Below are 25,781 nucleotides of genomic sequence, written 5' to 3'. Positions count from 1 at the left end.
ATCCTTGGGACCAACCCTCCCGTGCGGACTCTACAAGGCCTGATTATACGCTACCGCCAGCGATGTCGCGCCGGTTGAAGAAGCGAACGTCGATATTGCGGCCTTCCGGCGGCGGCGAGGCGAGGCGCGAGCGGAAGAAGGCGCGTTCGCCGGGTTGCAGCACGGTCTGCTCCAGCACCGAATTCCAGGCGTAGATCTCGGCGCCCTGCGCGTCGCGCACCGCAAAACGCAAGCGCGGTATATCAAGCGGCTTCCTGCCCTGGCCGACGATCACGCCCTCGATGACCAGCACCTGCTTACCGTCCACGGTCTCGGTCGAGAGCTTGACGTCCTTGAAGGCGAGCCCGCGCAGGTTCACTTCCAGCCCGACCAGCTTGTAGAAGGCCGCGGTCTGCGGCAGCAGGCGGACCATGTCGCCGCGCCAGATCACCAGGGCCAGCACCAGCGCGCCCATGGCAGCGCAGGCGACCGGCAGGCCGTAATAGGATCTGCGCGGGGCAACAGTGGGCGTCGGCCGCCTCACTTTGGCGCCGCGACGGCTGAACAGGCCGCGGAACCAGGATTGATGCTGGGCCCCGACGACTTCTTCTTCCACGGCCCGAGCCGCCGCGGACCATTCGTCCTCAGCCTCGGCGGCATCCTCCGTCGGCCAGTCGCTGGCGATCGAGGGACTGTCGACCACGGGCGTCTCGGCGGCGTTATCGTCCTGGGCGTAAGTGTTCCACTGCTCGGCGAGGTCGGACTGGTCGTCGGCCTGGCGGGCTGCCGCCATGGCCGGCACGGCGGCCTCCTCGATGGCGTCCTCGGGATGGGCGATCCAGGTTTTCTTGCAGCGGGAGCAGCGGACCGTCCGCCCGTTGGTCCCCAGGCTCGCAAGCTTGATGGCGTAGGATGTCATACAATGGGGGCAGACGATATGCATGGACGGCCTCGACAATGACCTTGGCGCGGGGAACCCGGCCCAGGATTCTCCTGGGACAAGGTTCGCCCGAGAAGGGACTTCTAAGAATGCTGCCCGAGATGCTACAGGGCGACCGTTAACGAACCGGAAACCATAACGGTCGCACAACCCCTTGATCGCATGCGGCGAAGCCTCGCTGGCGATGCGGCTACGTCCCCTCGAACGGAGCTGAGCTTTGGTTCGGTTCGAAAATGTCGGATTGCGTTACGGCCTGGGGCCGGAGATCCTGCGCGACCTCAGTTTCCAGATCCCGGCGCATTCCTTCCAGTTCCTCACCGGCCCGTCCGGCGCCGGCAAGACGTCGCTGCTGCGCCTGTTGTTTCTGTCGCACCGGCCGACGCGCGGCCTCGTCAATCTGTTCGGCCACGACATCTCCACGCTCGGCAAGGACGAGATCGCGGACTTGCGCAAGCGCATCGGCATCGTGCTGCAGGACTTCCGCCTGCTCGACCACATGACGACCTATGAGAACGTGGCGCTGCCGTTCCGCGTCATGGGCCGCAGCGAATCCAGCTATCGCAAGGAGGTCATCGACCTCTTGCGCTGGGTCGGTCTGGGTGACCGCATGGATGCGCTGCCGCCGATCCTGTCGGGCGGCGAGAAGCAGCGCGCGGCGATCGCGCGCGCGGTAATCTCGCGGCCGCAGCTCCTGCTCGCGGACGAGCCGACCGGCAGCGTCGATCCGACGCTCGGGCGGCGCCTGCTGCGGCTCTTCATCGAGCTCAACAAGTCAGGCACCGCCGTCATCATCGCCACCCACGATATTGCGCTGATGGATCAGTATGAAGCGCGCCGCTTCGTGCTGCATCAGGGACGGCTGCACGTCTATGAGTAGGCCAGATGACCGCGGCGTGTTGGTCGACCTCGGACAGGAGCGTCCGCCGCTGCCGGCCAAGGCGCGCAATACCTCGCCGATCGTGCCGCGCGCCTCGATCCATGGCCGTGCGCTGGTCGCCGTCGTCGCCATCATGACTTTTCTCGCCTCGATGACAACGGGCGCGGTGCTCCTGGTGAGCGCTTCGGCTGCGGAATGGCAGTCCGATGTTGCCAGCGAAATCACCATCCAGGTCCGCCCGCAATCGGGACGCGACCTCGAGCGCGACACGGCCGCCGTCACCGAGGCGATGCGCGCGCAACCCGGTATTGTCGAGGTCAAACCGTTCACCAAGGACGAAAGCGGCAAGCTGCTGGAGCCCTGGCTCGGCACCGGCCTGTCGATGGACGATCTGCCGGTGCCGCGCATGATCATCGCGCGCGTGCAGCCGGGCACGGCGCTCGACCTCGGCAGCTTGCGTGCGCGCGTGACGCAAGTGGCGCCGAGCGCCAGCGTCGACGATCATCGCGCCTGGATCGAACGGATGCGCTCGATGACCAACGCCACCGTGCTGGCCGGCATCGGCATTCTTGCACTCGTCATCGTCGCAACCATCATCTCGGTCTCGTTCGCAACCCGCGGCGCGATGGCAGCGAACCGGCCGATCGTCGAAGTGCTGCATTTCGTCGGCGCCGGCGACCGCTACATCGCCAATCATTTCCTGCGGCATTTCCTCCGGCTCGGCCTCGAAGGCGGCGTCATCGGCGGCGGCGTCGCCATGCTGCTATTCGGTTTCTCCGAATCGATCGCCGGCTGGTTCTCCGGCACCCCCGTCGGCGACCAGTTCGCGGCGCTGCTCGGCACCTTCTCGCTGCGGCCGTCAGGCTATGTCGTGCTCGCGGTGCAGGCCGTGCTGATCGGCGCAATCACCGCGGTCGCCTCGCGCCAGACCCTGTTCGCGACGCTGAACGATGTGGATTGAGCCCGACAAACCGGACTCCACTTCGCCTCAAAACGTCTTAAAATCATCCGGGGAAGGGATCACCGACATCACATGACCTCGCCGACCGACGATCGATCGCCGAAACTGCCGCACGGCTGGCTCCGTGCGACCGTGGTGTCGACGATCGCGTTCGCCTTTGTCGGCGCGGCGGCGGGCTTCGTCGCCTTCCTGTCGCAATTGCGCGGCGCCGAGATCGCACCCGATCGCAAGGCTGACGGCATCGTGGTCCTCACCGGCGGCTCCTCGCGGGTCTCGGACGCGATGGAGCTGCTCGCGGCCGGCTACGGCAAGCGGCTCCTGATCTCGGGCGTGCACCCGACCTCGACCGCGAGCGATATCTCCCGGACCCTGCCGGAGAACCAGTCCTTCATGACCTGCTGCGTCGATCTCGACCGCACCGCGCTCACGACCCGCGGCAACGCGGCGGAGGCGCGGCGCTGGGCCCAGGGGCGCGGCTTCAAATCGTTGATCGTGGTCACCTCGAATTACCACATGCCCCGCGCGCTCGTGGAATTCTCGCATGCGATGCCGGAGACCACGCTGGTCCCATTCGCCGTGGTCGGTGACAAATGGCGCGAGGAGCCGTGGTGGACCTCGGCCTCGACGCTGCGGCTGCTGTTGTCCGAATATGTCAAATACGTCGCGGCCGAGGTGAGGGTACGGCTGGAAGATTTCGGGATTGACCTTTCGCCCGAGATGTCGGAGCAGCCTCTTGGTCTGCAATCCAGGCGGCCCGCCACCGCTCAGGCCAATTGATCGGATTCCTGATGTTCCTGATTTTCCTGCGCTCGCTGCTGTTCAACGTGCTGTTCTACACCGTGCTGGTGTGCCTTGCGATCGTGGCGCTGCCGACCTTCGCGTTGCCGCCGCGCGCCATGCTGACGGTTGCGCAATGGTGGGCGAAGGCGACGCTTGTCCTGATGCGAGTGGTCTGCAACATCAAGGTCGAATTCCGCGGCGTCGAGAAGATTCCGCAAGGGCCGCTGGTGATCGTCGCGAAGCACCAATCGTTCTGGGAGACCTTCGTGCTGCCGGGTTTCTTTGAGCGCCCGATCTTCATCCTCAAGCGCCAGCTGATGCAGATTCCGGTGTTCGGTCAGTTTCTGGTCAAGACAGGCATGATTGCGATCGACCGCAAAGCCGGCGTGAAGGCGCTGCTCGACATGACGCGGCGCGCGCGCGAGGCGGTGCGCGCCGGCGGCCAGCTCGTCATCTTTCCGGAAGGCACGCGCCGCGCGCCGGGGGCGCCGCCGGATTACAAGACCGGCTTTGCGCAGATCTATTCATCCTGCGGCGTGCAGTGCCTGCCGATCGCGCTCAATTCCGGCCTGTTCTGGCCGCGCCGCACCTTCATGCGCTATCCCGGCACGCTGGTCGTCGAGTTCCTCGACCCGCTGCCGCCGGGCCTGCCCAAGGATGAGTTTCTCTCGCGCGTGCAAACCGTGATCGAGGATGCGACCAGCCGCATCGTCGAAGCCGGCCGGAAAGAGCAGGAGCGGTTGATCGGCAGCTCGCCGAGCTACGGGGCCTCGGGCAGCTAGATCGCCTTTTGTATCGTCGCCGACGGCTTGTGCCTCCTAGCCGACCTCTCGCAAGTCTTTCGGCAAGCATATGGGCTGTTTCGTCGATCGGGAGCGCGACCGAGTCAGTGCGACGAGATGCGAACGAGAGGGTTGACCGAAAACATGATCGGGCGAAAAAGCGAACGACGACATCTGGCGTCGGCTATTTCAGCGTCGCGATCGAGCGCCCATAAGCACGAACAACCTCGATAAACGCGGGCGCTCTGATTCCTCGGCCCAGAAACAGTCGGCCGAACTCAGTTGGTGGCGAAACAGTAAAACAAACCCGCTCCACCGACGCGCTGCAAGTTCGCCGGGGAACAACCCGGCGTCTTGTGCGAATAGTTCCAGAAATTCGGACCCTGAGTGTTGCCGATCAGGTCATGGTGTCCGACGATCGCGCTACCCTGTCCGTCAGTGCTGTTGGTCCAGTTACTGCAGGTCGCGTCTGCGCCCGGAATGGCCGTGCCATCGTGTTGTGTGCCGGTGAGCATGTCATGTTGATTGGGAGTGTCGCTGCGGCCCTTGACCATCATTCCCTTCTCGTCGAGGGCGGTCTCTTTGTTGATCTTGTTATTGTCACTGTGCAGGTCGGCCACGCTTGCCGCGATCTGTGTACCCTTGGCATTGGACCAGGGACCGCTCCCGATCCGGTCTTTGGCGTTGATCGCATTCGGCCCCTGCGTCGAAAGATAGGCGTGCCAGGTTTTGCCGCCCGCGCCTGCGGCCTCGGCGAGGGTCTGGCAATGTCGATCGGCGCCGTCGATCCCACCGAGGTCCCCGCCCTTGCCGAGCCCCACACTGGTTATGAAGAAGCTCATGCTGCTTTGCTGGGCTTGCGCCGGTCCCGGCACCCCCGACGTCAACAAGACCAGGGATGAGAGTACAGCCAAATTCGCTATCTGGGCCATGCGGTTGGTCCTTCCAGTGAGGACTGTCGCCCCCACGATCATGCGTCGCAACAACACTGCTAGAACCGGTTATCCCGGCATTCGCCAAACCCATTATACGATCAGATGATCCATAATCACACATCGTCCTTCACCTGAACGTGGAGGAGAGGTCGTGGGCTGGACGGCTGTAGCGCATGCCCCGTCGCGGAGGGATTCAGACGGGCTCAAAGTGATTGCGAGCCTGGGCGGGGTTCGTGGGCGGCAACGTGTTCAGAGCATGCCTGGTCTGCGCTTTAGCGACCGTCCCTCGCTCGGAGCCCGAGCGTGCGACGAATGCGCCTCGCCATGCAGCATCATCGCGAGCTGATGCAGTTGCTTGTCGCGAAAGCCCTCGGCTTCGATCGCCTTCACGGTCGCGGTGACATAGTCGCGGTTGGCGCCGGATTGGCCATGGCCTTGGAGCACGTGGCGGTGCTGCTCGGCGAGCGAGAGCCGGCCGGCATATTGCACATGACCGCGGTCGACGACATAAGCGAGCGCGCTGACGCGCTGCCGCGCATCGTTCTCCAGCCACACTGAGCGCATCACTTCGCGATAGACCGACGTTACCTGCTCGCGCGCGCGCAAGTAAGCAACCACATCGGCGCGGTTCTTTTCGGCGACACGGAACGCGATGCCGCGGCAGGCGCCGCCGCGATCGAGCCCGAGCACGAGGCCCGGCTGCTCCGGCGTGCCGCGATGCACGAAGGAATAGACGCAGAGCGCGCGGTGCTCGCCGACCAGCCGCGCCGGGACGCGCTCCTCGAATTCGAAGCCCGGCCGCCACATCAGCGATCCGTAGCCGAACACCCAGAGGTCGCCCTTGGCTGACGTGACGGTGGGAAGGATGATTTCCGACATTTCGGGCACGGCTACCAGAACCCGGCTCCGAAGCGAAGTCATTTCTCCGCCTTTTGTCGGGGACCAACCTCGCTTACATTTGACAAAATCTGGGGTCAAAGGGTCGCCGCATGTCCAATATGACCATTGCCGCAGGCCGACGCTCCCGCTGGGGCCTCTTCATTGCCCCCGTCCTCCTCCTGATCCTCGCGGCCGCCTGGAGCGGCTTCTGGTTCTATGCGGCCTCGCAGGCCGCGATCGCCGTCGATGCCTGGCGCGCGCAGGAAGCCAAAGCCGGCCGCATCTATGATTGCGCCAAGCGCTCGATCGCGGGTTTCCCGTTCCGCTTCGAGGTCCAGTGCTCCGGCGCCAGCGTCGCCCTGGTGTCGCAGAATGCGAGCAAGACGCCGTTCACGGCCAGGCTCGACAACATCCTGGTCGTCGGGCAGGTCTACGATCCCAAGCACGTCATTGCGGAATTCGCTGCGCCGGCAACGCTGGTCGACGGCGTGACGCAAAACACCTTCGTGGTGAACTGGAGCAAGGGCCGCAGCAGCGTGATCGGTCTGCCGGCGGTGCCGGAGCGCGCCTCCATCGTGTTCGACGATCCCAGCCTTAACAGGATGGACGGCAGCGTGCAGGTGCCGCTCGCGCGCGCCAGGCAGATCGAGCTGCATGGTCGCCTCGCCGATGGATCGACGTCGGCTCATCCTGTGATCGAGACCGTGCTCCAGGTCTCGCAAGGCAGCGTCCAGGGCGTGCATCCGTTGCTCGCTGAGCCGTTCGAAGCGGACACGCGCGCCAAGATCACCGGCCTTTCCGATCTCACGCCAAAGCCTTGGCCGCAGCGCTTTCGCGAGATCCAGGCCGCCGGCGGCCATATCGAGATCGTGCAGTCGCGCATCCAGCAGGGCGAGATGATCGCGGTCGCGGCCGGCACGCTGGGCCTCTCGGCCAATGGCCGACTGGACGGCGAATTGCAGATGACGGTGACCGGACTCGAGCGCGTCATTCCGGCGCTCGGCATCGAGAAGATGCTGGAAGAGGGCGTGCCCCAGGCCACGCTCGACCGCGTCGCGCCCGGCGTGAAGTCGCAGGACCTCAACAATCTCTTCGGCGCGCTCGACCGTGCCGTTCCCGGCCTCGGCAAGGTCATCAAGCAGAACGCCAATGCCGGCGTCGCCGCCGGTATCAACTCGATCGGCACCGAGAGCACGCTCGAGGGCAAGAAGGCGCGCAGCTTCCCGCTGAAATTTGCCGACGGCGCCGTGCTGCTCGGCCCGTTCAAGGTCGGCCAGATCCCGCCGCTGTACTGATTTTCGGTCACGGCGCCGTCGTGGTGACAAAGCGGCTTCGCATCGGGAATGCGGAGCCGCGTTGCGTGAGGCCCGCAATCATCGCGCGTGCGGATCGCGGAAGCGGCCAAAATATTCCGACCATGATCGTCAGGAAAACGTGATGCAGAAGATGCACGGGCCCTGCGAATAACAGCCCGCTTATTCGCATCACTCCACACCAGGGAAGCATGCGCGCGCCGGGGGCGCGAACATCAGGGCCTGCTTCCCAGGTGGAGGGAGGCTTACGTGCGGATCATCACACGCGGACTGATGCTGGGACTACTCGCTGCCTGTTCGGGACAGGCGCGTGCCGACGACAATGTCGCAACAGAAATCCAGGCGCTGAAGGCAAAGCTGAAAGAGCTGCAGCAGAAGGTCGATTCGCAGGCGCGTAAGACGCGCCAGGTCGAAGCAGCGCAGGCGAAGGCCGCGCCGATGGCGGCAACCTACAAGGCGCTCCCGGTCGATCCCTGCGCGTCCGGCAAGATCTGCTACAAGGGAATCACGCTGACATTCGGCGGCTGGGTCGATCTCACCGGCATCTACCGTTCCCGCAACATCGCCTCCGACACCGGCTCGGTCTACAATTTCATTCCCTATCAGCAGGCCCACAATTTCTTCGTGCCGGAGACGCGCTTCTCGGCGCGGCAGAGCAGGTTCTCGGTGCTCGCCGAAGGCAACGCCAATCCCGATACGCATCTCGCCGGCTACGGTGAAATCGACTTCGAGGGCGCGGCGCAGACGGCGAGCTCGGTTGCGACCAACTCCTTCAATCCGCGGATGCGGCAGCTCAGCCTCGAGCTCGACCGCACCGATCTCGGCCTGCACGTCCTGGCCGGCCAATCCTGGTCGCTGAATGCGCCGACGAAGTCGGGCATCGATCCGCGCGGCGTCGACGCGCCCGGCGTGATCGATTTCGAATCCGTTCCGGGATTTCTGGCTGCCCGGCAACCGGGCTTGCGCGTCTGGCAGGATATCGGGCCCGAGTTCAAGATCGCGGCATCAGTCGAAAATCCGCAGACCGCCTTCTTCGGCGGCAACACGCCGGCGGTCGGTACACCCGCGGTCGGCCCGCAGGGCGTGATCAACCCGAATGTCCAGGTCAATCTGACCGGACCAGGCGGCAGCTTCTTCAACAGCCTCAACAATGTCAGCTTGAACCAGGTGCCTGACGTCACCGCCAAGGCGGCGTGGGATCCGCGGCTCGGGCCCTACAAGCTGCATGTCGAAGCCTGGGCGCTCTATCGCCAGCTGTTCGATCGCTTCAATGGCGCCAACCATACCTACGACACCGGCAGCTTCGGCGGTCACGTGTTTGCCGAGCTGATCCCGAAGACCCTCGACCTCCAGCTCTACGGCGCGCATGGCGTGCTCGGGCGCTTCACGGCGACGCCGTTCCCGGATGCCGCACTGGCGCAGGATGGCACCGTGCTGCCGCTCACCATCACCGCCGCCGCGGTCGGCCTGATCTGGCACGCGACGCCTGAACTCGATGTCTACAGCTATGCGGGCCTTGAAAAGGCCAAGGCCAATTTCGCCAATGTGGGGACGGTGCCGTTCGGTTACGGCAATCCGCTCTACAACAACACCGGCTGCTTCACCGAGAACACGCCGGCCGCGACCTGCAATGGCACACCAGGGAAGTCCGGCAGATCACCGCGGGCATCTACGACACCATCTACCAGGGCAATTACGGCACGCTCAAAGCCGGCGTGCAATATTCCTACACGCGACGCTTCGCTTTCGCCGGCGTCAGTGGCGCGCCCAAGACCGACGACAACATCGTCATGACGCAGATCCGGTATTACCCGTTCTAGTCAGAAGCTACATGGACTCGTAGCCCGGATGGAGCGAAGCGCAGTCCAGCAATCTTACCGGACGCGACAGCGGTCCCGGATTACGCTCCGCTCCATCCGGGCTACTTCGGCGCTACGGCTTCTTGTCGAGCTGCCCATGCTGGCGGCCGAAGTCTGCTGCTGCCGAATCCTGGCCGATCTCGACGATGCCGCGGCGGATGGCGCGGGTGCGGGTGAAGTGGTCGAACAGCGCCTCGCCGTCACCGCGGCGGATCGCGCGGGTGAGTTTTGCCAAATCCTCGGTGAAGGTGCCGAGCATCTCCAGCACCGCGTCCTTGTTGGCGAGGAAGACGTCGCGCCACATCGTCGGATCGGAGGCCGCGATGCGGGTGAAGTCGCGGAAGCCGCCGGCGGAGAACTTGATGACTTCGGATTCCGTCACCTGCGCCAGCTCGTCGGCGGTGCCGACGATGGTGTAGGCGATCAGATGCGGCAGATGGCTGGTGATCGCGAGCACGAGATCATGATGATCCGGGGTCATCACCTCGACCTTGGCACCCATGGCCGCCCAGAACGCGCGCAAATGCGCGGTGGCATCGGCATCAGTGCCTTCCGGCGGCGTCAGAATGCACCAGCGGTTGATGAAGAGCTCGGCGAAGCCGGAGTCAGGCCCCGAATGCTCGGTGCCCGCCACGGGGTGCGCCGGCACGAAATGGACGGTCTTCGGCAGATGCGGCGCCATGTCCTTGACGACCGCGCCCTTGACCGAGCCGACGTCGGAGATGACGGCGCCCGGCTTCAGATGCGCCGATATCTCCTGCGCCACCTCGCCGCAGGCGCCGACGGGGATGCAGAGGATGACGAGATCGGCATCCTTCACCGCTTCCGCATTGGTCGCCACGACATGATCGACAATACCGAGCTCGAGCACCCGCGCGCGCGTCTTCTCCGAGCGCGCGGTGGTGACGATCTCGCCGGCCAAGCCTTGAAGCTTCGCGGCGCGCGCGATCGAGCCGCCGATCAGGCCGAAGCCGATCAGGGCGACGCGCTGGAAATGCGGGTCCACGCTCATTTGCCGGCCATGAAGTCGCGCAGCGCCTCGACGACGAGGCGGTTTGCCTCCTCGGTGCCGATGGTCATGCGCAGCTGATGGTGCAGGCCATAGTTCTTCAGCGCGCGCAGCACGAGGCCACGCTTGGTGAGATAGGCGTCGGCCGCATCCGATGTCTTGCCGCTTTCCGGAAAGTGGATCAGCACGAAATTGGCAACGCCCGGCGTCACCTTCAGCCCGAGCTTGGTGATCTCTTCACTGAGCCAGTTGCGCCAGGTCTCGGTGAACTGCTTCGACATCGCCTGATGCGCGGTGTCCTCGATCGCGGCGACCGCGGCATACATCGCCGGCGTCGACACGTTGAAGGGGCCGCGGATGCGGTTGACGGCGTCGATGATGTGCTCGGGGCCGAACATCCAGCCGACGCGCAGCGCCGCAAGGCCGTGGATCTTGGAGAAGGTGTGCGTCACCACCGTATTCTCCGTGGTGGCGACCAGCTCGATCCCCATCTCGTAGTCGTTACGGGAGACGTAGTCGCAATAGGCCGCATCCAGCACCAGCAGCACATGCGAGGGCAGGCCGGCGCGCAGGCGCTTGACCTCGTCGAACGGGATATAAGTGCCGGTCGGGTTGTTGGGGTTGGCGAGCCAGACCAGCTTCGTCTTCGGCGTCACCGCTTTCAGGATGGCGTCGACGTCGGCGGTCAGGTTCTTCTCGGCCGCCACCACGTTCTTGGCGCCGTTCGCCATGGTGGCGATCGGGTAGACCAGGAAGCCGTGTGTGGTGGAGATCGCCTCGTCGCCATGGCTGAGGTAAGTGTGGGCGAGCAGGTTGAGGATCTCGTCCGAGCCGGCGCCGCAGATGATGCGGTTGGGATCGAGCCCGTAGTGGCGGCCGATCGCCTCGCGCAGCACGCGCGAGGTTCCCTCAGGATAGTCTTCCAGATGATCCGCCACGTGCTTGAAGGCCTCGATCGCCTTGGGCGAAGGTCCGAACGGCGTCTCATTGGCCGAGAGCTTGAACACCTTGCGGCCGGGCTCGGCGACCGGGGTCTTGCCGGGCGTGTAGGGCGCAATATCGAGAATGCCGGGATTCGGCATGGGGCGGGACATCTTCAACTCCGGATAGGCTTTGGGCGGTACGCGATCTACGACCCGGTCGGGGGCACCGTATAGCGCGTTGCGTGGCTGCCGACGAGGGCCGTGGAGCGCACCGAGGCCCCCGCTTCGATCAGGGCAGCCTTGATCTTGTCGATGCTGGTGGCTGATGTGACCGAGACCAGCAGCGCCGCGCCGTCGAAGGCGGTATCGGGCACCGCCACGATCTCGGCGAGCGGCGACAGCGCCCGCGCGACCTCGGCGTTCCACCCCGACACGCGCACGCTGAAGGTCTCGACCTCCGTCACTACGGCGCTGTCGGCGACGCGCGAGATCGCGAACACCGGCAGCGACGCCGGATGGTCGGCGCGCTCGACGAAGGGCATGCGCGCAATGATCTTCGGCGCGCCCACGGCTTCCAGCTCCAGCCACCACGGCGTGCGGCTCGATGTCGCCGAGACCAGCGCGAGGTCACCCTTGGATTTCGCCACCGCCTCGACCGCCGCCTGCGCACTGAAATGCGCGACATACGGCACCGTGAAGCCGAAATGGAAGCGCACGGAATCGCGCATCGCGGGCTCGCTCGCCGAGATGTCGGCATGCACGGAGAACGGCGCCTGGACATAGGTGAAGGTCGAGATGATGACGCGCCAGATGCTTTCGACCGTGTCGAGCGGCAGGATGCCGCGATGCCGCTGCACGATCTCGCGCATCATCGAAGCCTCGCGCGCCGGCCGGAACGCCGAGCCGACCTCCTGGGTCTGCTTCACCTGGATCAGGCGGTCGATGATGTCGCCGCGCTGCATCAACAGGCGATGCATGGCCTCGTCGATCGCGTCGATCTCCTTGCGCAATTCCTGCAGCGATGGTGGCGCGGGCGGACGTTGGGACATATCTGACTAGCTGGTTATGAGGCTTCGGAGGAGTGTCCTGATTAGGCAGTCGGGGCGGCGAAAGCAAAGAGAAATGACGGCCTGCAAGGCAGCCGGTTGAGAGACGATTTTGGCCGATCCGGCTGCGACTTGACGAAATCGGGCCAAGCCGGTAGGTTTTTGCCCGTTCCGTGGTCATTTGAGCCGGCCGGCTTGCAGCCACGTTAAAAAACTCGCTAAACAGGCCGGGGACGCTTCTGATCCCGGCCGAACCTATCGTTCAGGCCGGGTTTTTCATGGCCTGATTTCATCGCGGTCTCACGTCCGATCGCAAACGAGGTCGATGGTCAGAGATGGTTGGCGTCAAGTCTGTCCCAAGTCCTACGATCCCAAGTCCTACGATCCCAAGTCGTGCGATCCCAAGTCCTGCGATCAGTGCCGACGATCGGTCGCATGAGGTCGATCATCCGAGTTCAGAGGTCGCGCGGTTCGGCGCCGACCAACCGCTGCGGCTCGATTGCGGTGTCGATCTCACCCCGTTCCAAATTGCCTACAAGACCTATGGCGAGCTCAACGCCGATCGCTCCAATGCGGTGCTGATCTGCCATGCGCTGACCGGCGACCAGCACGTCGCCAATGTCCATCCGGTCACCGGCAAACCCGGCTGGTGGGAGACGCTGGTCGGCCCCGGCCGGCCGCTCGATCCGAGCAAATACTTCATCATCTGCTCCAACGTGATCGGCGGCTGCATGGGCTCGACCGGGCCTGCCTCGATCAATCCTGCCACCGGCAAGGTGTGGGGCCTGGATTTCCCTGTCATCACCATTCCCGACATGGTGCGCGCGCAGGCGATGCTGATCGACCGGCTCGGCATCGATACGCTGTTTGCCGTCGTCGGCGGCTCGATGGGCGGCATGCAGGTGCTGCAATGGACCGCGGCGTACCCTGCGCGTGTCTACTCCGCGCTGGCGATCGCCTGTTCGACGCGGCACTCGGCGCAGAACATCGCCTTCCACGAGCTCGGCCGCCAGGCCGTCATGGCCGATCCCGACTGGCACAATGGCGCCTATGCCGATCAGGGCATCCATCCGCATCGCGGCCTCGCGGTCGCGCGCATGGCCGCGCACATCACCTATCTGTCGGACGCTGCGCTGCATCGCAAGTTCGGCCGCCGCATGCAGGACCGCGAGCTGCCGACCTTCTCGTTCGACGCCGATTTCCAGGTCGAGTCCTATCTGCGCTATCAGGGCTCGTCCTTCGTCGAGCGCTTCGACGCCAATTCCTATCTCTATCTGACGCGCGCGATGGATTATTTCGACATCGCCGCCGACCATGGCGGCGTGCTGGCGAAGGCGTTCGCGGGGATCGAAACGCGCTTCTGCGTGGTTTCCTTCACCAGCGACTGGCTGTTCCCGACTTCGGAATCGCGCGCGCTGGTGCACGCGCTGAATGCGTCCAGCGCGCGGGTGTCGTTCGCGGAGATCGAGACCGATCGCGGCCACGATGCCTTCCTGCTCGACGTGCCCGAATTCTTCGACATCTCCCGCGCCTTCCTGCAATCCGCCGGCAAGGCGCGCGGACTCACGAACAAGGACGGCTAGCGATGTCTGTGCAGCAAGTCCTGCCGCTGAACGGCCTCGCGGCTGAACAGTCGGGCCCATTTCGCGCCGACCATCTGCTGGTCGCCGAAATGGTCAAGCCGGGTTCGAAGGTGCTCGACGTCGGCTGCGGCGACGGCGATCTGCTCCAGCTCTTGGAGACCCGCGGCATCGACGGCCGCGGCATCGAGCTGTCGCGCGAGGGTGTCAACCGCTGCGTGGCCAAGGGTCTCGCCGTGGTGCAGGGCGATGCCGACACCGACCTCGTCAATTACCCCGATGATGCCTTCGACTACGTGATCCTGTCGCAGACGCTGCAAGCGACGCGTCAGCCCAAGGTCGTGCTGGAGAATCTGTTGCGCATCGGCCGCCGCGCCATCGTCTCGTTCCCGAATTTCGGCTTCTGGCGGATGCGCCTGCAGCTCCTGATCGGCGGCCACATGCCCCGCACGGAGAACCTGCCGGCAAGCTGGTACGACACCGCCAATATCCATTTCTGCACCATCAAGGATTTCGTCGAGCTCTGCGACGAGATCCACGTCAAGATGGAGCGCGCCGAGGCACTCGATCTCTACGGCCGTCCGCTGCGGCTGCGGCTGCCCTGGTGGGTGTGGAATCTGTTCGGCGAGCAGGGCGTGTTCCTGCTGAGCCGGGGCGGTGGGAAATAGTTTGCTGCCTGTAGCCCGGATGGAGCGAAGCGCAATCCGGGGCAGGTCGCGCCGCTTCCGGGCATCCCGGATTACGCTTCGCTCCATCCGGGCTACGCGACCTCTTAATGCGCCGCCACCGACCTCGGATCGCGCGCCGGCCAGCGGCCGGCTTCCACCAGCGTCACGAACCGCTCCACGCTCTCGTTGAACTGTGCCGGCTCTTCGAGATTGAGCACGTGGCCCGACTTCGGGAACATCGCGAGGCCCGCGGCCGGCAGATGTTTCTTCAGGAACAGGCTCGCGCCGATGCAAGGATCGTCCTCGTCGCCGCAGATGATCAGCGCCGGCGTCGTCACGTTCCTGATCGCTTCCGTCAGCGTGTAGATCGACGGCCGGCCACCCTGGAAGCCGCGCATCGTGTTGGCCGAACCCTTGGCATCGTGCCGCGCCAGTGCAGCATAGAAATCGGCATGACCGCGCGGGTCCTTCACCAGGAAGGGAATCCGGCTCGGCGCCTCGCGCGTGACCTTTGCGACTTCTGCCGAGCCCAGCGTCTCGAACTGCTCGGCATTGGCGCGGCACTGCTTGCGCCAGGCCTCCAAATTCTCGAGCTCCGAGCCGGAGCCGACGCCGGCGAGCGTCATCGACAGCGCGCGCTGTGGTGCGTTCAATCCGATCTGGAGCGACGAGTAGGCGCCCATCGACAGGCCGACGAGATGCGCGCGCTCGATTCCGAGATGATCGAGCACCGCGAGCGCATCGGTGTAGAAGTGCTTGTAAGTGTAGACCTCGCCGTGAGGCACATCAGACGGCGTGTAACCGCGCGCGGAATAGGTGATGCAGCGGTGGCCACGTGAGAAGTAACGCATCTGCGGCTCCCAATTGGTATAGTCGGCCGCGAATTCGTGCAGAAAAATGATCGGCGTTCCCTGACCTGCTTCTTCGAAATAGATGCGGACGTCGTCCCTGGTGGTGGCGTGGGGCATTAACTGTTTCCCTCTCTGCAAGCCGCAAGTTCAGGATCGCAGTTAATGCAGATGTCCGCAATAAGGCAGCTCTATCAGAGCATTGCCGCAAAATCATCGCAGCTATTCGCGGGCCACCGCGTCTTTTTCTCGCCACATCCGACGGCTTAACGGCCCCATCGATGTTGGCCGTCGCACGGGCCGACCTTGGGAAGTGGGGGTGTCAACGAAGGATGAAGTATGTTTGAGTTGTTTGCGTCCCGCCTGTCGCGTCGTGTTGTCGCGCTGGCGTTGTTCTTCACGGCCATTGCCGCGTTCGTTTCTCCGGCCTCAGCGCGGCCGCATCATCGTCACAGCGCAGAGCGGCACGCTTACGTGCATCACGCCAGCAGGCATCATCACATCAGGTATTCGGCCCGCAGTTCGCGCTTCGAGCGCAGCGCGGCGCAGTTGCAGGCAGGTGGATTCGCCAACACGCAGGCCAGCTATGATCCGAGCGCCAGCAGCGGCGGTGCGACGATGAGCGGCGGCTTCGGCGGCGGTTCAGGCCTCGTGTCCGAGGCGCGCCGCTATCTCGGCGGCAACCCGACGGGGCGCGGCAGCCTGTGGTGCGCGCGCTTCATGAACATGGTGCTTGAGAAAACCGGCCACCAAGGCACCGGATCGGACATGGCGAACTCGTTCGCGCATTACGGCACGCGCGTCTCCGGCCCGCAGGTCGGCGCCATCGCGGTGATGTCGCGCGGCGGCCGCGGCGGTCATGTCGGCATCATCACCGGCATCGATGCGCAGGGGAATCCGATCATGATCTCGGGCAACAATGGCAACCGCGTCCGCGAAGCCCCGATCTCGCGCGGCCGGATCTATGCGTATGTGATGCCGAATTGATGGAGTGAAGGTGCAGTAGGGTGGGCAAAGGCGCGAAGCGCCGTGCCCACCATTTCTCTCGATCGCGGAAAATGCGTGGGCACGCTTGCGCTTTGCCCACCCTACGGCAGCGGTGCCTCGTCACACCAGTGTCGGCTCTTCCACCGCCACCGCATCTCCCACGCCGATCTCGCCATCGGCCACCACCTCGGCATAGATGCCGCAATCCATGTGGCCGAGATGGCGCGACAGCGTCGGCGGTATTTCGAGATCGCGCTTCGCCGTCACCGGGTCCACATTCGTGGCCGGACAGCGGACGATGCGCTTGACCACCTTCAGCCGGGCCTGCCCGATCGCAAGCGTCTGGCCGACGAGATCGAGTTCGGACCAGGCCGGCCAGCCCTTCACGTAGAGATTGGCGCGGAAGCGCAGGGGATCGACGGCGGTGCCGCCGAGCATGGCCTCGATGGCGCGGACGCTCTCGATGTTGATGATCGACACGACCTTGCGGGCGACGTCGGAAAAGCTGTGATCGCGGCCGGACAGGACTTTCGGCGGGCCCTTCAACTCCGGCTGAAAATTCTCCGTGAAGTAGGCCTCGATCGCAGCGCGCCCGGCCGCGGTCTCGAGGTCGCCGCTGGCGACCGTGTGGCCGTCCTTGCGGATGGTCAGGCGGTTGGTCGCGTCCTCGAACCGGCTGTCGAGGGAAGCCAGCCGCTCATTGCGCGCCAGCATCAGAAACTGGATTTTCGGCTTCCACTCGGGCGCCTCCGGGTCGAACCCGCTGGGCCCGTTCTCGATGGCATAGCGGCGGTCGGCGGGCAGGGTCTGACCGGACCGCAAGGGGACCCGGAGCAGGGCTTCCGGCGTCAGGCCCTTGATCGGGTAGCGGTAAAGGCCGGTGATTTCGGCGGTCTGGCTGGCTGTCATGCGGCTACTTAAGGGATTCGACCCGTACCCGCCAAGCCGGCCGATCTGCGCACGAAATTGTGAACGTGCCTCTTCCGATCGAAAGGTGCGCTTCCCACATCTGGGTCAGGTCGGCGCCAGCGCCGGCTGATAACGACCGCTTGCTGGTTGAGGAACGTCAACGCATCAGGCGGAAACCCAATGAAGATGCCGTTTGGGGTGCCTTAGAGGGCCCCGAGGGCAGGCCGAGGGACAGAAAAGACATGAATATCGACAAATATACCGAACGCTCCAGGGGCTTCATCCAGTCCGCCCAGTCGCTTGCGATGCGCGAGGGGCATCAGCAGTTTTCCACGCTTCACCTGTTGAAGGTGCTGCTCGACGACAATGAGGGGCTCGCTGCCGGTCTCATCGACCGCGCCGGCGGCAATTCCCGCGCAATTCTGAAGGCGACCGAGGACGCCCTGACCAAGGTGCCAAAGGTCAGCGGCGGCGGCGCCGGGCAGATCTATTTGGCGCCCGAGCTCGCGCGCACCTTCGACGCGGCCGAAAAGGCCGGCGAGAAGGCGGGCGACAGCTTTGTCACCGTCGAGCGGTTGCTGCTCGGGCTGACACTGGAGAAGACCAGCGAAGCCGGCGCCATCCTGAACAAGGGCGGCGTCACCCCGCAAAATCTCAACGCTGCGATCGAGGCGCTGCGCAAGGGCCGCACCGCGGACACCGCGACGGCGGAGACCGCCTATGACGCGCTGAAGAAATATGCCCGCGACCTGACCCAGGCTGCGCGGGACGGCAAGCTCGATCCGGTCATCGGCCGCGACGAGGAGATCCGTCGCACCATCCAGGTGCTGTCGCGGCGGACCAAGAACAATCCCGTCCTGATCGGTGAACCCGGCGTCGGCAAGACCGCCATCGCGGAAGGGCTGGCGTTGCGCATCGTCAACGGCGATGTGCCCGAGAGCCTGAAGGACAAGAAGCTGCTGTCGCTTGATTTGGGCGCGCTGATTGCGGGTGCAAAATACCGCGGCGAGTTCGAGGAGCGGCTGAAGGCCGTGCTCCAGGAGGTCACCGGGAGCGACGGCACCTTCATCCTGTTCATCGACGAGATGCACACGCTCATCGGCGCCGGCAAGGCCGACGGTGCGATGGACGCCTCCAACCTGCTCAAGCCGGCGCTTGCCCGCGGCGAGCTGCACTGCATCGGCGCGACCACGCTCGACGAGTACCAGAAGCACGTCGAGAAGGACGCCGCGCTGGCGCGGCGCTTCCAGCCGATCTTCGTCAGCGAGCCCTCGGTCGAGGACACCATCTCGATCCTGCGCGGGTTGAAGGACAAGTACGAGCAGCACCACGGCGTGCGGATCACCGATTCCGCGCTGGTGGCGTCCGCGACGCTGTCCAACCGCTACATCACGGACCGCTTCCTGCCCGACAAGGCGATCGACCTGATGGACGAGGCCGCGGCGCGGCTGAAGATGCAGGTCGATTCCAAACCGGAAGAGCTGGATTCGCTCGACCGAGAGATCATCCGGCTCAAGATCGAGCAGGAAGCGCTCAAGAAGGAAAGTGATCTCGGCTCAAAATCCCGACTTGAGTCGCTTCAGAAGGAGCTAGCCGACCTCGAGGAGAAGTCTGCGGCGCTGACGGCACGCTGGAGCGCGGAGAAGAGCAAGCTCTCCAACGCCCAGAAGCTGAAGTCGGAGCTCGACGCCCTGCGCGTCGATCTGGCCGATGCGCAGCGCCGCGGCGAATTCCAGAAGGCAGGCGAGCTGGCTTATGGCCGGATCCCGCAGCTCGAGAAGCAGCTCGCCGAGATCGAGGCGCGCGAAGGCTCCGGTGAGATGATGGAGGAGGCTGTTACCGCCAACCACATCGCGCAGGTGGTCTCGCGCTGGACCGGCGTGCCCGTCGACAAGATGCTGGAGGGCGAGAAGGAGAAGCTGCTGAAGATGGAGGAGCAGCTCGGCAAGCGCGTCGTCGGCCAGGCGGAGGCCGTGCGTGCGGTCGCGACCGCCGTGCGTCGTTCGCGCGCGGGCCTGCAGGATCCGCACCGCCCCACAGGCTCGTTCATGTTCTTGGGGCCGACCGGCGTCGGCAAGACCGAGCTGACGAAAGCTCTTGCGGAGTACCTCTTCAACGACGAGACCGCGATGGTCCGCCTCGACATGTCCGAGTACATGGAAAAGCACTCGGTCTCGCGGCTGATCGGCGCGCCTCCGGGCTATGTCGGTTATGACGAGGGCGGTGCGCTCACCGAAGCGGTGCGACGCCGGCCTTATCAGGTGGTGCTGTTCGACGAGATCGAGAAGGCGCATCCCGACGTCTTCAACGTGCTGTTGCAGGTGCTCGACGACGGCCGGCTGACCGATGGTCAGGGCCGTACCGTCGATTTCCGCAACACGCTGATCATCATGACCTCGAACCTCGGTTCGGAGTATCTGGTGAACCAGCCGGAGGGCGAGGATACCTCGGCCGTGCGCGAGCAGGTGATGGGCATGGTGCGGGCACATTTCCGCCCCGAGTTCCTCAACCGCGTCGACGAGATCATCCTGTTCCACCGTTTGCAGAAGAGCGAGATGGGCCGGATCGTCGAGATCCAATTCGGCCGGCTGCAGAAGCTCCTGACCGATCGCAAGATCGTGCTGACGCTCGATGCCGCCGCGCGCGACTGGCTCGCCGCCAAGGGCTGGGATCCCGCCTACGGTGCTCGCCCGCTGAAGCGGGTGATCCAGCGCTACCTGCAGGACCCGCTCGCCGAGATGATCCTGGCCGGCGACGTCAGGGATGGCGACACGGTGGCGATCTCGTCCGAAGGCAACGTGTTGACCTTCAACGGCAAGGCGCCGCAGACCGCGGAAATTGCCCAGTTCGAGGCGCCGGTGTCGAAGCGCAAGCTGAACTGAGCAGCAGCGTAACCCGCCAACAGATTCGCCCCGGAGAGGTCCCTCTCTCCGGGGCGATTCATCGTCGGGTTGGGCGCCTAGCTGATTGCAGATGCCGAGGCGGGTCCGGGTGGGCCTGGCTCGTCATCCTCCTGTTCGAGCTCCGACAGGATATCCACCAGCGTGCGCACGCGCCCTTGGGCCAGCGGCCTGAGGTCATTGATCATGGGCTCGTCATTGGCGAGCCAGGCCTGGGCTTCGGCGAGCTCCTCGACGGTCGCGCCGGTTCCGATAATCTCTGCAATGGTCACGTCGTCAGCGCTGCCGACCGCCTTGATGACGTCGTCGCGTGAGAGGTGCTGCATGATCGGTCTCCTCTTGACGGACTGGACCCATCAACCGTGAGCATCACCCAACTGTTCCACCACGAGTCGCGCGCGCCGTTCTGACGGCGATCGGAAGCGTTTTCGTGATCGTGAGGGCCCGGATTTTGGGCTAGCCGGTTGTGAGCGATGTCAGGGAATTACCGGTTTACCGATTCGTGACCTGTAGCGGCCCGCCCGTCGCGTCCGACATGCGGGCGATGGCGCCGCCGCGGCCGCTCATCATGCCGTCGAGGCGGTCGCGCTCCTTCTCGAAGCTGGCCAGCATCGGGCCTTCCAGCGAACGGCCGCGCGGCAGTTTCACGCGCATCGGGTCGACGAAGCGGCCGTTGACGAGGATTTCGTAGTGCACATGCGGGCCGGTCGACTGGCCGGTCGAGCCGACAAAGCCGATCACCTGGCCCTGCCGCACCTTCTTGCCCGGCTCCATGCCCTTGGCGAAGGCCGACAAGTGGCCGTAGGCGGTCTCGTAGCCGTTGTTGTGCTTGATGCGGACGTATTTGCCGTAGCCGCCCTCGAGCTGCGCCTTCTCGATCACGCCGTTGCCGGCGGCGAAGATCGGCGTGCCGTAGGCGGTGGCCCAGTCGACGCCGGTGTGCATCTTCACGTAGCCGAGGATCGGATGGCGGCGGCCGCCGAATCCGGAGCGCATGATGGCGCTGTTGACGGGCTTGCGGACCAGGAACTTTTTCGCGCTCTTGCCGGTCTCGTCATAGTAGTCGACGACGCCGTCGTCGGGGCTCTGGTAGCGATAATATTTCTTGGTTTCGCCGCCGACCGTGAGGGATGCGAACAGCACCTCGCTCTTGTCCGAGGCCGTCGTGCCCTCGTCTTCGCCGGCGTAGAACACATCGAACGAGTCGCCCGGTTGCACCTTGCGCTGGAAGTCGACGTCGTAGGAGTAGATCTTGATCATGTCGTCGATGACGGGCATCGGCACTTTGTTGCGCATCGCGGTCTCGTAGATGCTCTGGTAGAGCCGCACGCCGCTGCCGTCATCATCGTCATCGTCTTCGCTGCTGGCGTTGGCCGTAGCGTCGGCGACGGTATTCATGCTGGAGACGTCGACCGCGACGTATTTCCCGAGATCGGACAGCGCCGCGATCGCCTCGACCACGGTGTCGTTGGCGACGACGACGCGATAGGGCTGCAAGCGCGCGCCGGGGCTTGCGGGCGCCATCAGGATGCGAAGCTTTTCGCCTTCCTTCAGCCCGCCGTCGCGGCCGCGGGGACCGAGGGTTGCGGCAATCGCCTTGATCTCCTCGGCCGTGGCGCCGAGATCGCGCAGCACCGAGCCGACGCTGTCGCCCTTCTTGACGACATGGACGCGCTCGCCGTTGGGATTGCCGCCGGTGATCTGCTCCTTGGTCTTCGGCAGCAGCGTCACGTTTTCCGGCACCACGCGGGTCTCGAAGCCGGCATAGGGATCGGACGACGACGCTTCGGTGGCGTAGGCCATCTTCATGTCGGACGGGCCGGCCGCGCCGGAGACGTCGGCGGTCGCGTTGGCGAGCGAGGCGTAGCGCACCCCGCCATTGCCGCGCCAATTGGCGGCATCGCGCACCCGCATCAGGATGTCGTCGAGCGCAACCACCGCGGAAATCTTGGCCTTCGGCAGCACCGGCGAGAGGTCCTTGGTGACGAAGGAGACCTCGGCGTCGGGTTCGACGGCCTCGGGATTGTTCGGATCGTCGGTCGCGGTCTTCGGATCGGAGCCGACGTCGGTGAGCATGCGCTGCGCGTTGAACGGCGGAATCTTCGCCGACAAATCGCTCGTCGTCATCGACAGATTGCCGGCGATCCGGATGAAGGGGCGCACCCGCATCACGTCGCGGTTGCCGACGCGGGCGACGGTGGAGACGCGGACGATGTTGCGCGAGGCGGTCGAGTCACTGGGCGGCGGCAGGCGATCGCTCTTGTGCAGCGTCGCGGTGCGATCGGCCGCACCAAAGGCGCCACGCAGTGCGCCCTCGACCCGTTCCGGCACCTTGGCGAAAGTCATCTCGCCGTCGAGAGACGCGAAAACGGCGCCGCCGATCAGGGCTGCGCCGCAGAGTCCGGTCAGAATTGTGCCGCTGAACCATTGCACCGAGACACGACGGCGATCGATGACGGCAGCTTCCGAACCGTCGACGGACAGCGGCGGCTCGTGGCCGAGATCAATGATCCCGGTCTCACGCCCGTAAGCGCCGCGTGATGTCCTCTGGTTCAACCCAAGTCCCCCAATCAACGACCCGAAACCTTCCCTTTCAGCGCCTCATCCCGGTCGCCCTCTTGCAGGGGCATCTCGGAAAAAGCCTTATCGCGCAGATGCTCGCACTCAGAAGGCCTCGGATGAGACCCGGCCGAAATTACGAACAGCTAGGCAGGTGAAAGGTCTCGCGATGTCTTTCGAATGTCCGAAGAAGGCCGCGTCATCGTCAGATCGCCTTCTCTGAACCCCAAATCGCTGGCAGCCCCCACTGGCACCAGCGATTCAAGCTTGTCTCATACCAGAACGCCGCGGGATTGTGGCTCTAGTACGGCGCCTAATATGGAAAAAGTTTCCTGAACGGCCGCTCGCGGAAAGCCCGGACCCAGGGACGGATGGCGGACGGGCGGGGGACGGACGGGGTCGCTTTCGGCCCCCTCAGGAGCCCCCTCCGAGCCCCTCAGGAGCCCGTCGGGGGCCAAACTTTTTTTCAGATTTTTTGCCGGACGGCGCGCCTTCGCTTGCTCTCCGTCCTTCTAATCGACTGGAATCGTTGGATTTTTTATGACAATCCAGTGTGCGACGATTTGTTGACGATTGGCGTTGACAGCCCGGAAGGTGGGGCCTATAACCCCAACCACTGAGCGCGGCGCCGCCGGGTCACTGACCAAGGCGAGCGAACGCGCCACTGATGCTCCTCACCTTGTTGAGTGACACAACAGCCGACACAATCGGTTGGAGTCATTCGACGTCGGTAAGGGTGTCGGAACCCTTCCACTCCGGAAGGTTGGGGCCTCCACGGTCCCGGGCTGTTTGACAAGTGAAGATGAAGAAAGAGAAACGTGGACGGCGGAGTCCTTGCGCCTCTCGGACCACTTGAGAGCTTCGGCTTTTAAGTACTGAGAGAGGACGAAAGACTTCGGCGGTACACGTTTCAAAGGAAACACCATCGTTGCCCGCGATGTGAATCGCAGGCAGCACATCGACTTCGGTCGATAATGGTGGGACCTCGTCAAACGTTGTGATCAGCCGGTTCAAAGTTCAAGTCCAACTTGAGAGTTTGATCCTGGCTCAGAGCGAACGCTGGCGGCAGGCTTAACACATGCAAGTCGAGCGGGCGTAGCAATACGTCAGCGGCAGACGGGTGAGTAACGCGTGGGAACGTACCTTTTGGTTCGGAACAACACAGGGAAACTTGTGCTAATACCGGATAAGCCCTTACGGGGAAAGATTTATCGCCGAAAGATCGGCCCGCGTCTGATTAGCTAGTTGGTAGGGTAATGGCCTACCAAGGCGACGATCAGTAGCTGGTCTGAGAGGATGATCAGCCACATTGGGACTGAGACACGGCCCAAACTCCTACGGGAGGCAGCAGTGGGGAATATTGGACAATGGGGGCAACCCTGATCCAGCCATGCCGCGTGAGTGATGAAGGCCCTAGGGTTGTAAAGCTCTTTTGTGCGGGAAGATAATGACGGTACCGCAAGAATAAGCCCCGGCTAACTTCGTGCCAGCAGCCGCGGTAATACGAAGGGGGCTAGCGTTGCTCGGAATCACTGGGCGTAAAGGGTGCGTAGGCGGGTTTTTAAGTCAGGGGTGAAATCCTGGAGCTCAACTCCAGAACTGCCTTTGATACTGAAGATCTTGAGTCCGGGAGAGGTGAGTGGAACTGCGAGTGTAGAGGTGAAATTCGTAGATATTCGCAAGAACACCAGTGGCGAAGGCGGCTCACTGGCCCGGTACTGACGCTGAGGCACGAAAGCGTGGGGAGCAAACAGGATTAGATACCCTGGTAGTCCACGCCGTAAACGATGAATGCCAGCCGTTAGTGGGTTTACTCACTAGTGGCGCAGCTAACGCTTTAAGCATTCCGCCTGGGGAGTACGGTCGCAAGATTAAAACTCAAAGGAATTGACGGGGGCCCGCACAAGCGGTGGAGCATGTGGTTTAATTCGACGCAACGCGCAGAACCTTACCAGCCCTTGACATGTCCAGGACCGGTCGCAGAGATGTGACCCTCTCTTCGGAGCCTGGAACACAGGTGCTGCATGGCTGTCGTCAGCTCGTGTCGTGAGATGTTGGGTTAAGTCCCGCAACGAGCGCAACCCCCGTCCTTAGTTGCTACCATTTAGTTGAGCACTCTAAGGAGACTGCCGGTGATAAGCCGCGAGGAAGGTGGGGATGACGTCAAGTCCTCATGGCCCTTACGGGCTGGGCTACACACGTGCTACAATGGCGGTGACAATGGGATGCTAAGGGGCGACCCTTCGCAAATCTCAAAAAGCCGTCTCAGTTCGGATTGGGCTCTGCAACTCGAGCCCATGAAGTTGGAATCGCTAGTAATCGTGGATCAGCACGCCACGGTGAATACGTTCCCGGGCCTTGTACACACCGCCCGTCACACCATGGGAGTTGGTTTTACCTGAAGACGGTGCGCTAACCGCAAGGAGGCAGCCGGCCACGGTAGGGTCAGCGACTGGGGTGAAGTCGTAACAAGGTAGCCGTAGGGGAACCTGCGGCTGGATCACCTCCTTTCTAAGGATGGCTCTTCAGAAGCTTGCTTCTATCGAGCTGTTTTAGAAACATCAGGGGCCAACAGATCGCCAGATCGTTGAGCTCCATTGGCGGGATTTCGCCGTCTACGTTTCTCTTTCTTCGCGGACGAACACGCGCTGGGCCTGCACGCAGCAGGATCCAGGGTCCTTAACGGGATATGCGTTAGGGGCTTGTAGCTCAGTTGGTTAGAGCGCGCGCTTGATAAGCGTGAGGTCGGAAGTTCAAGTCTTCCCAGGCCCACCACTTTCATCGAGTGAGCATTCGTCTTCTGGTTACGGGGCCATAGCTCAGCTGGGAGAGCGCGTGCTTTGCAAGCATGAGGTCGTCGGTTCGATCCCGTCTGGCTCCACCAGATGGTTTGATCATCGACTGATCGTGCACCGTCGTCCGCGAAACATCACTTCGCATCCTGCTAGTCTGGATAGACAGCAAGATGCGTGTTTTCTGACATCGTAAAGAGGAGATCGATCCGAGTTGGGTCGTGTAGCAGATTGCTGCGCGAGCCTTCATTATCT

The 25,781-nt window shown here is 63.8% G+C and carries 20 protein-coding genes, 2 tRNA genes, 1 rRNA gene and 1 riboswitch; of the genes, 13 read left to right on the top strand and 10 right to left on the bottom strand.

The features are described from left to right. Window positions 1–43: 43 nt before the first annotated feature. Window positions 44–922 carry an MJ0042-type zinc finger domain-containing protein gene (locus XH80_RS13695; RefSeq protein WP_271599013.1) on the bottom strand — a complete coding sequence of 293 codons (879 nt, stop codon included), beginning with the start codon at window positions 920–922 and terminating at the stop codon, window positions 44–46. Window positions 923–1,136: 214 nt separating this feature from the next. On the opposite strand from XH80_RS13695, the gene ftsE reads away from it, so the two are divergent. The 4 genes from ftsE to XH80_RS13675 all read left to right on the top strand — a co-directional run bounded on the left by ftsE (window position 1,137) and on the right by XH80_RS13675 (window position 4,319). Further along, window positions 1,137–1,796 carry a cell division ATP-binding protein FtsE gene (ftsE, locus tag XH80_RS13690; RefSeq protein ID WP_057746699.1) on the top strand — a complete coding sequence of 220 codons (660 nt, stop codon included), beginning with the start codon at window positions 1,137–1,139 and terminating at the stop codon, window positions 1,794–1,796. Further along, window positions 1,789–2,757, top strand: a complete 969-nt coding sequence (locus XH80_RS13685) for a cell division protein FtsX (RefSeq protein WP_271599012.1) — start codon at window positions 1,789–1,791, stop codon at window positions 2,755–2,757. Before ftsE ends, XH80_RS13685 begins: the two co-directional genes overlap by 8 nt. Window positions 2,758–2,829: 72 nt before the next feature. Continuing rightward, window positions 2,830–3,534 (top strand): YdcF family protein, encoded by a 705-nt coding sequence (locus tag XH80_RS13680; protein WP_271599011.1) that lies wholly within the window; start codon window positions 2,830–2,832, stop codon window positions 3,532–3,534. 11 nt (window positions 3,535–3,545) lie between these two features. After that, a complete protein-coding gene (locus XH80_RS13675; protein WP_057746905.1) occupies window positions 3,546–4,319 on the top strand; it encodes a lysophospholipid acyltransferase family protein in 774 nt (257 codons plus the stop codon). Window positions 4,320–4,597: 278 nt separating this feature from the next. On the opposite strand, the gene XH80_RS13670 is transcribed toward XH80_RS13675, so the two are convergent. Then, window positions 4,598–5,251 carry a hypothetical protein gene (locus XH80_RS13670; RefSeq protein ID WP_271599010.1) on the bottom strand — a complete coding sequence of 218 codons (654 nt, stop codon included), beginning with the start codon at window positions 5,249–5,251 and terminating at the stop codon, window positions 4,598–4,600. Window positions 5,252–5,503: 252 nt separating this feature from the next. Next, window positions 5,504–6,133, bottom strand: coding sequence for a gamma-glutamylcyclotransferase (locus tag XH80_RS13665; RefSeq protein ID WP_271599067.1), 630 nt, complete (start codon window positions 6,131–6,133; stop codon window positions 5,504–5,506). Between the two features lie 110 nt (window positions 6,134–6,243). Between XH80_RS13665 and XH80_RS13660 the strand changes: the two genes are divergently transcribed. Both XH80_RS13660 and XH80_RS13655 read left to right on the top strand, forming a co-directional pair. Continuing rightward, a complete protein-coding gene (locus tag XH80_RS13660) occupies window positions 6,244–7,428 on the top strand; it encodes a DUF2125 domain-containing protein (protein ID WP_271599009.1) in 1,185 nt (394 codons plus the stop codon). A 267-nt stretch (window positions 7,429–7,695) separates the two neighbouring features. Continuing rightward, a complete protein-coding gene (locus tag XH80_RS13655) occupies window positions 7,696–9,240 on the top strand; it encodes a hypothetical protein (protein ID WP_271599008.1) in 1,545 nt (514 codons plus the stop codon). 138 nt (window positions 9,241–9,378) lie between these two features. Here XH80_RS13655 and XH80_RS13650 read toward each other — a convergent pair whose 3' ends face one another. From XH80_RS13650 to XH80_RS13640, 3 genes are read right to left on the bottom strand one after another with little or no spacing between them, the layout of a single operon-like run. Next, complete coding sequence (locus tag XH80_RS13650; protein ID WP_271599007.1) at window positions 9,379–10,317, bottom strand: prephenate/arogenate dehydrogenase family protein; 939 nt, start codon at window positions 10,315–10,317, stop codon at window positions 9,379–9,381. Next, on the bottom strand, window positions 10,314–11,408 hold the full coding sequence (gene hisC / locus XH80_RS13645) for a histidinol-phosphate transaminase (protein WP_271599006.1): 1,095 nt from the start codon (window positions 11,406–11,408) through the stop codon (window positions 10,314–10,316). Before hisC ends, XH80_RS13650 begins: the two co-directional genes overlap by 4 nt. 35 nt (window positions 11,409–11,443) lie before the next feature. Next, complete coding sequence (locus XH80_RS13640; protein ID WP_057746724.1) at window positions 11,444–12,286, bottom strand: chorismate mutase; 843 nt, start codon at window positions 12,284–12,286, stop codon at window positions 11,444–11,446. A 160-nt stretch (window positions 12,287–12,446) separates the two neighbouring features. Beyond that, window positions 12,447–12,526: riboswitch (SAM riboswitch) on the top strand. 92 nt (window positions 12,527–12,618) lie between these two features. Between XH80_RS13640 and metX the strand changes: the two genes are divergently transcribed. Further along, a complete protein-coding gene (gene metX / locus XH80_RS13635) occupies window positions 12,619–13,866 on the top strand; it encodes a homoserine O-acetyltransferase MetX (protein WP_271599005.1) in 1,248 nt (415 codons plus the stop codon). Between the two features lie 2 nt (window positions 13,867–13,868). Continuing rightward, the gene (metW, locus tag XH80_RS13630) at window positions 13,869–14,531 is read left to right on the top strand and encodes a methionine biosynthesis protein MetW (RefSeq protein WP_057746731.1); all 663 of its coding nucleotides are present in this window, start codon (window positions 13,869–13,871) and stop codon (window positions 14,529–14,531) included. A 104-nt stretch (window positions 14,532–14,635) separates the two neighbouring features. Here the strand turns inward: metW and XH80_RS13625 are convergent, their stop codons facing one another. Further along, window positions 14,636–15,499, bottom strand: coding sequence for an alpha/beta fold hydrolase (locus tag XH80_RS13625; RefSeq protein WP_271599004.1), 864 nt, complete (start codon window positions 15,497–15,499; stop codon window positions 14,636–14,638). Window positions 15,500–15,718: 219 nt separating this feature from the next. Between XH80_RS13625 and XH80_RS13620 the strand changes: the two genes are divergently transcribed. Then, complete coding sequence (locus XH80_RS13620) at window positions 15,719–16,366, top strand: NlpC/P60 family protein (protein WP_271599003.1); 648 nt, start codon at window positions 15,719–15,721, stop codon at window positions 16,364–16,366. Window positions 16,367–16,486: 120 nt separating this feature from the next. Here XH80_RS13620 and XH80_RS13615 read toward each other — a convergent pair whose 3' ends face one another. Next, window positions 16,487–17,275, bottom strand: coding sequence for an MOSC domain-containing protein (locus XH80_RS13615; protein ID WP_271599002.1), 789 nt, complete (start codon window positions 17,273–17,275; stop codon window positions 16,487–16,489). Between the two features lie 242 nt (window positions 17,276–17,517). Between XH80_RS13615 and clpB the strand changes: the two genes are divergently transcribed. After that, window positions 17,518–20,157 (top strand): ATP-dependent chaperone ClpB, encoded by a 2,640-nt coding sequence (clpB, locus tag XH80_RS13610; RefSeq protein ID WP_271599001.1) that lies wholly within the window; start codon window positions 17,518–17,520, stop codon window positions 20,155–20,157. A gap of 77 nt (window positions 20,158–20,234) precedes the next feature. On the opposite strand, the gene XH80_RS13605 is transcribed toward clpB, so the two are convergent. Both XH80_RS13605 and XH80_RS13600 read right to left on the bottom strand, forming a co-directional pair. Beyond that, window positions 20,235–20,501 (bottom strand): hypothetical protein, encoded by a 267-nt coding sequence (locus XH80_RS13605; protein WP_057746745.1) that lies wholly within the window; start codon window positions 20,499–20,501, stop codon window positions 20,235–20,237. A gap of 166 nt (window positions 20,502–20,667) precedes the next feature. Continuing rightward, window positions 20,668–22,731: a M23 family metallopeptidase gene (locus tag XH80_RS13600; protein ID WP_271599000.1), complete on the bottom strand. Its 2,064-nt coding sequence runs from the start codon at window positions 22,729–22,731 to the stop codon at window positions 20,668–20,670. 1,027 nt (window positions 22,732–23,758) lie between these two features. Between XH80_RS13600 and XH80_RS13595 the strand changes: the two genes are divergently transcribed. From XH80_RS13595 to XH80_RS13585, 3 genes are all read left to right on the top strand, one after another. After that, a 16S ribosomal RNA gene (locus XH80_RS13595) occupies window positions 23,759–25,245 on the top strand. A gap of 187 nt (window positions 25,246–25,432) precedes the next feature. Next, window positions 25,433–25,509, top strand: a tRNA-Ile gene (locus XH80_RS13590). A 33-nt stretch (window positions 25,510–25,542) separates the two neighbouring features. Next, window positions 25,543–25,618 (top strand) — tRNA-Ala (locus tag XH80_RS13585). Window positions 25,619–25,781 lie beyond the last annotated feature (163 nt).

Origin of the sequence: Bradyrhizobium sp. CCBAU 45384 (assembly GCF_028128665.1) — a bacterium.
GTDB classification, from domain to species: domain Bacteria; phylum Pseudomonadota; class Alphaproteobacteria; order Rhizobiales; family Xanthobacteraceae; genus Bradyrhizobium; species Bradyrhizobium manausense.
The sequence above is the reverse complement of the archived record's forward strand: the minus strand, read 5'-3'. Positions and strand labels throughout refer to the sequence as shown.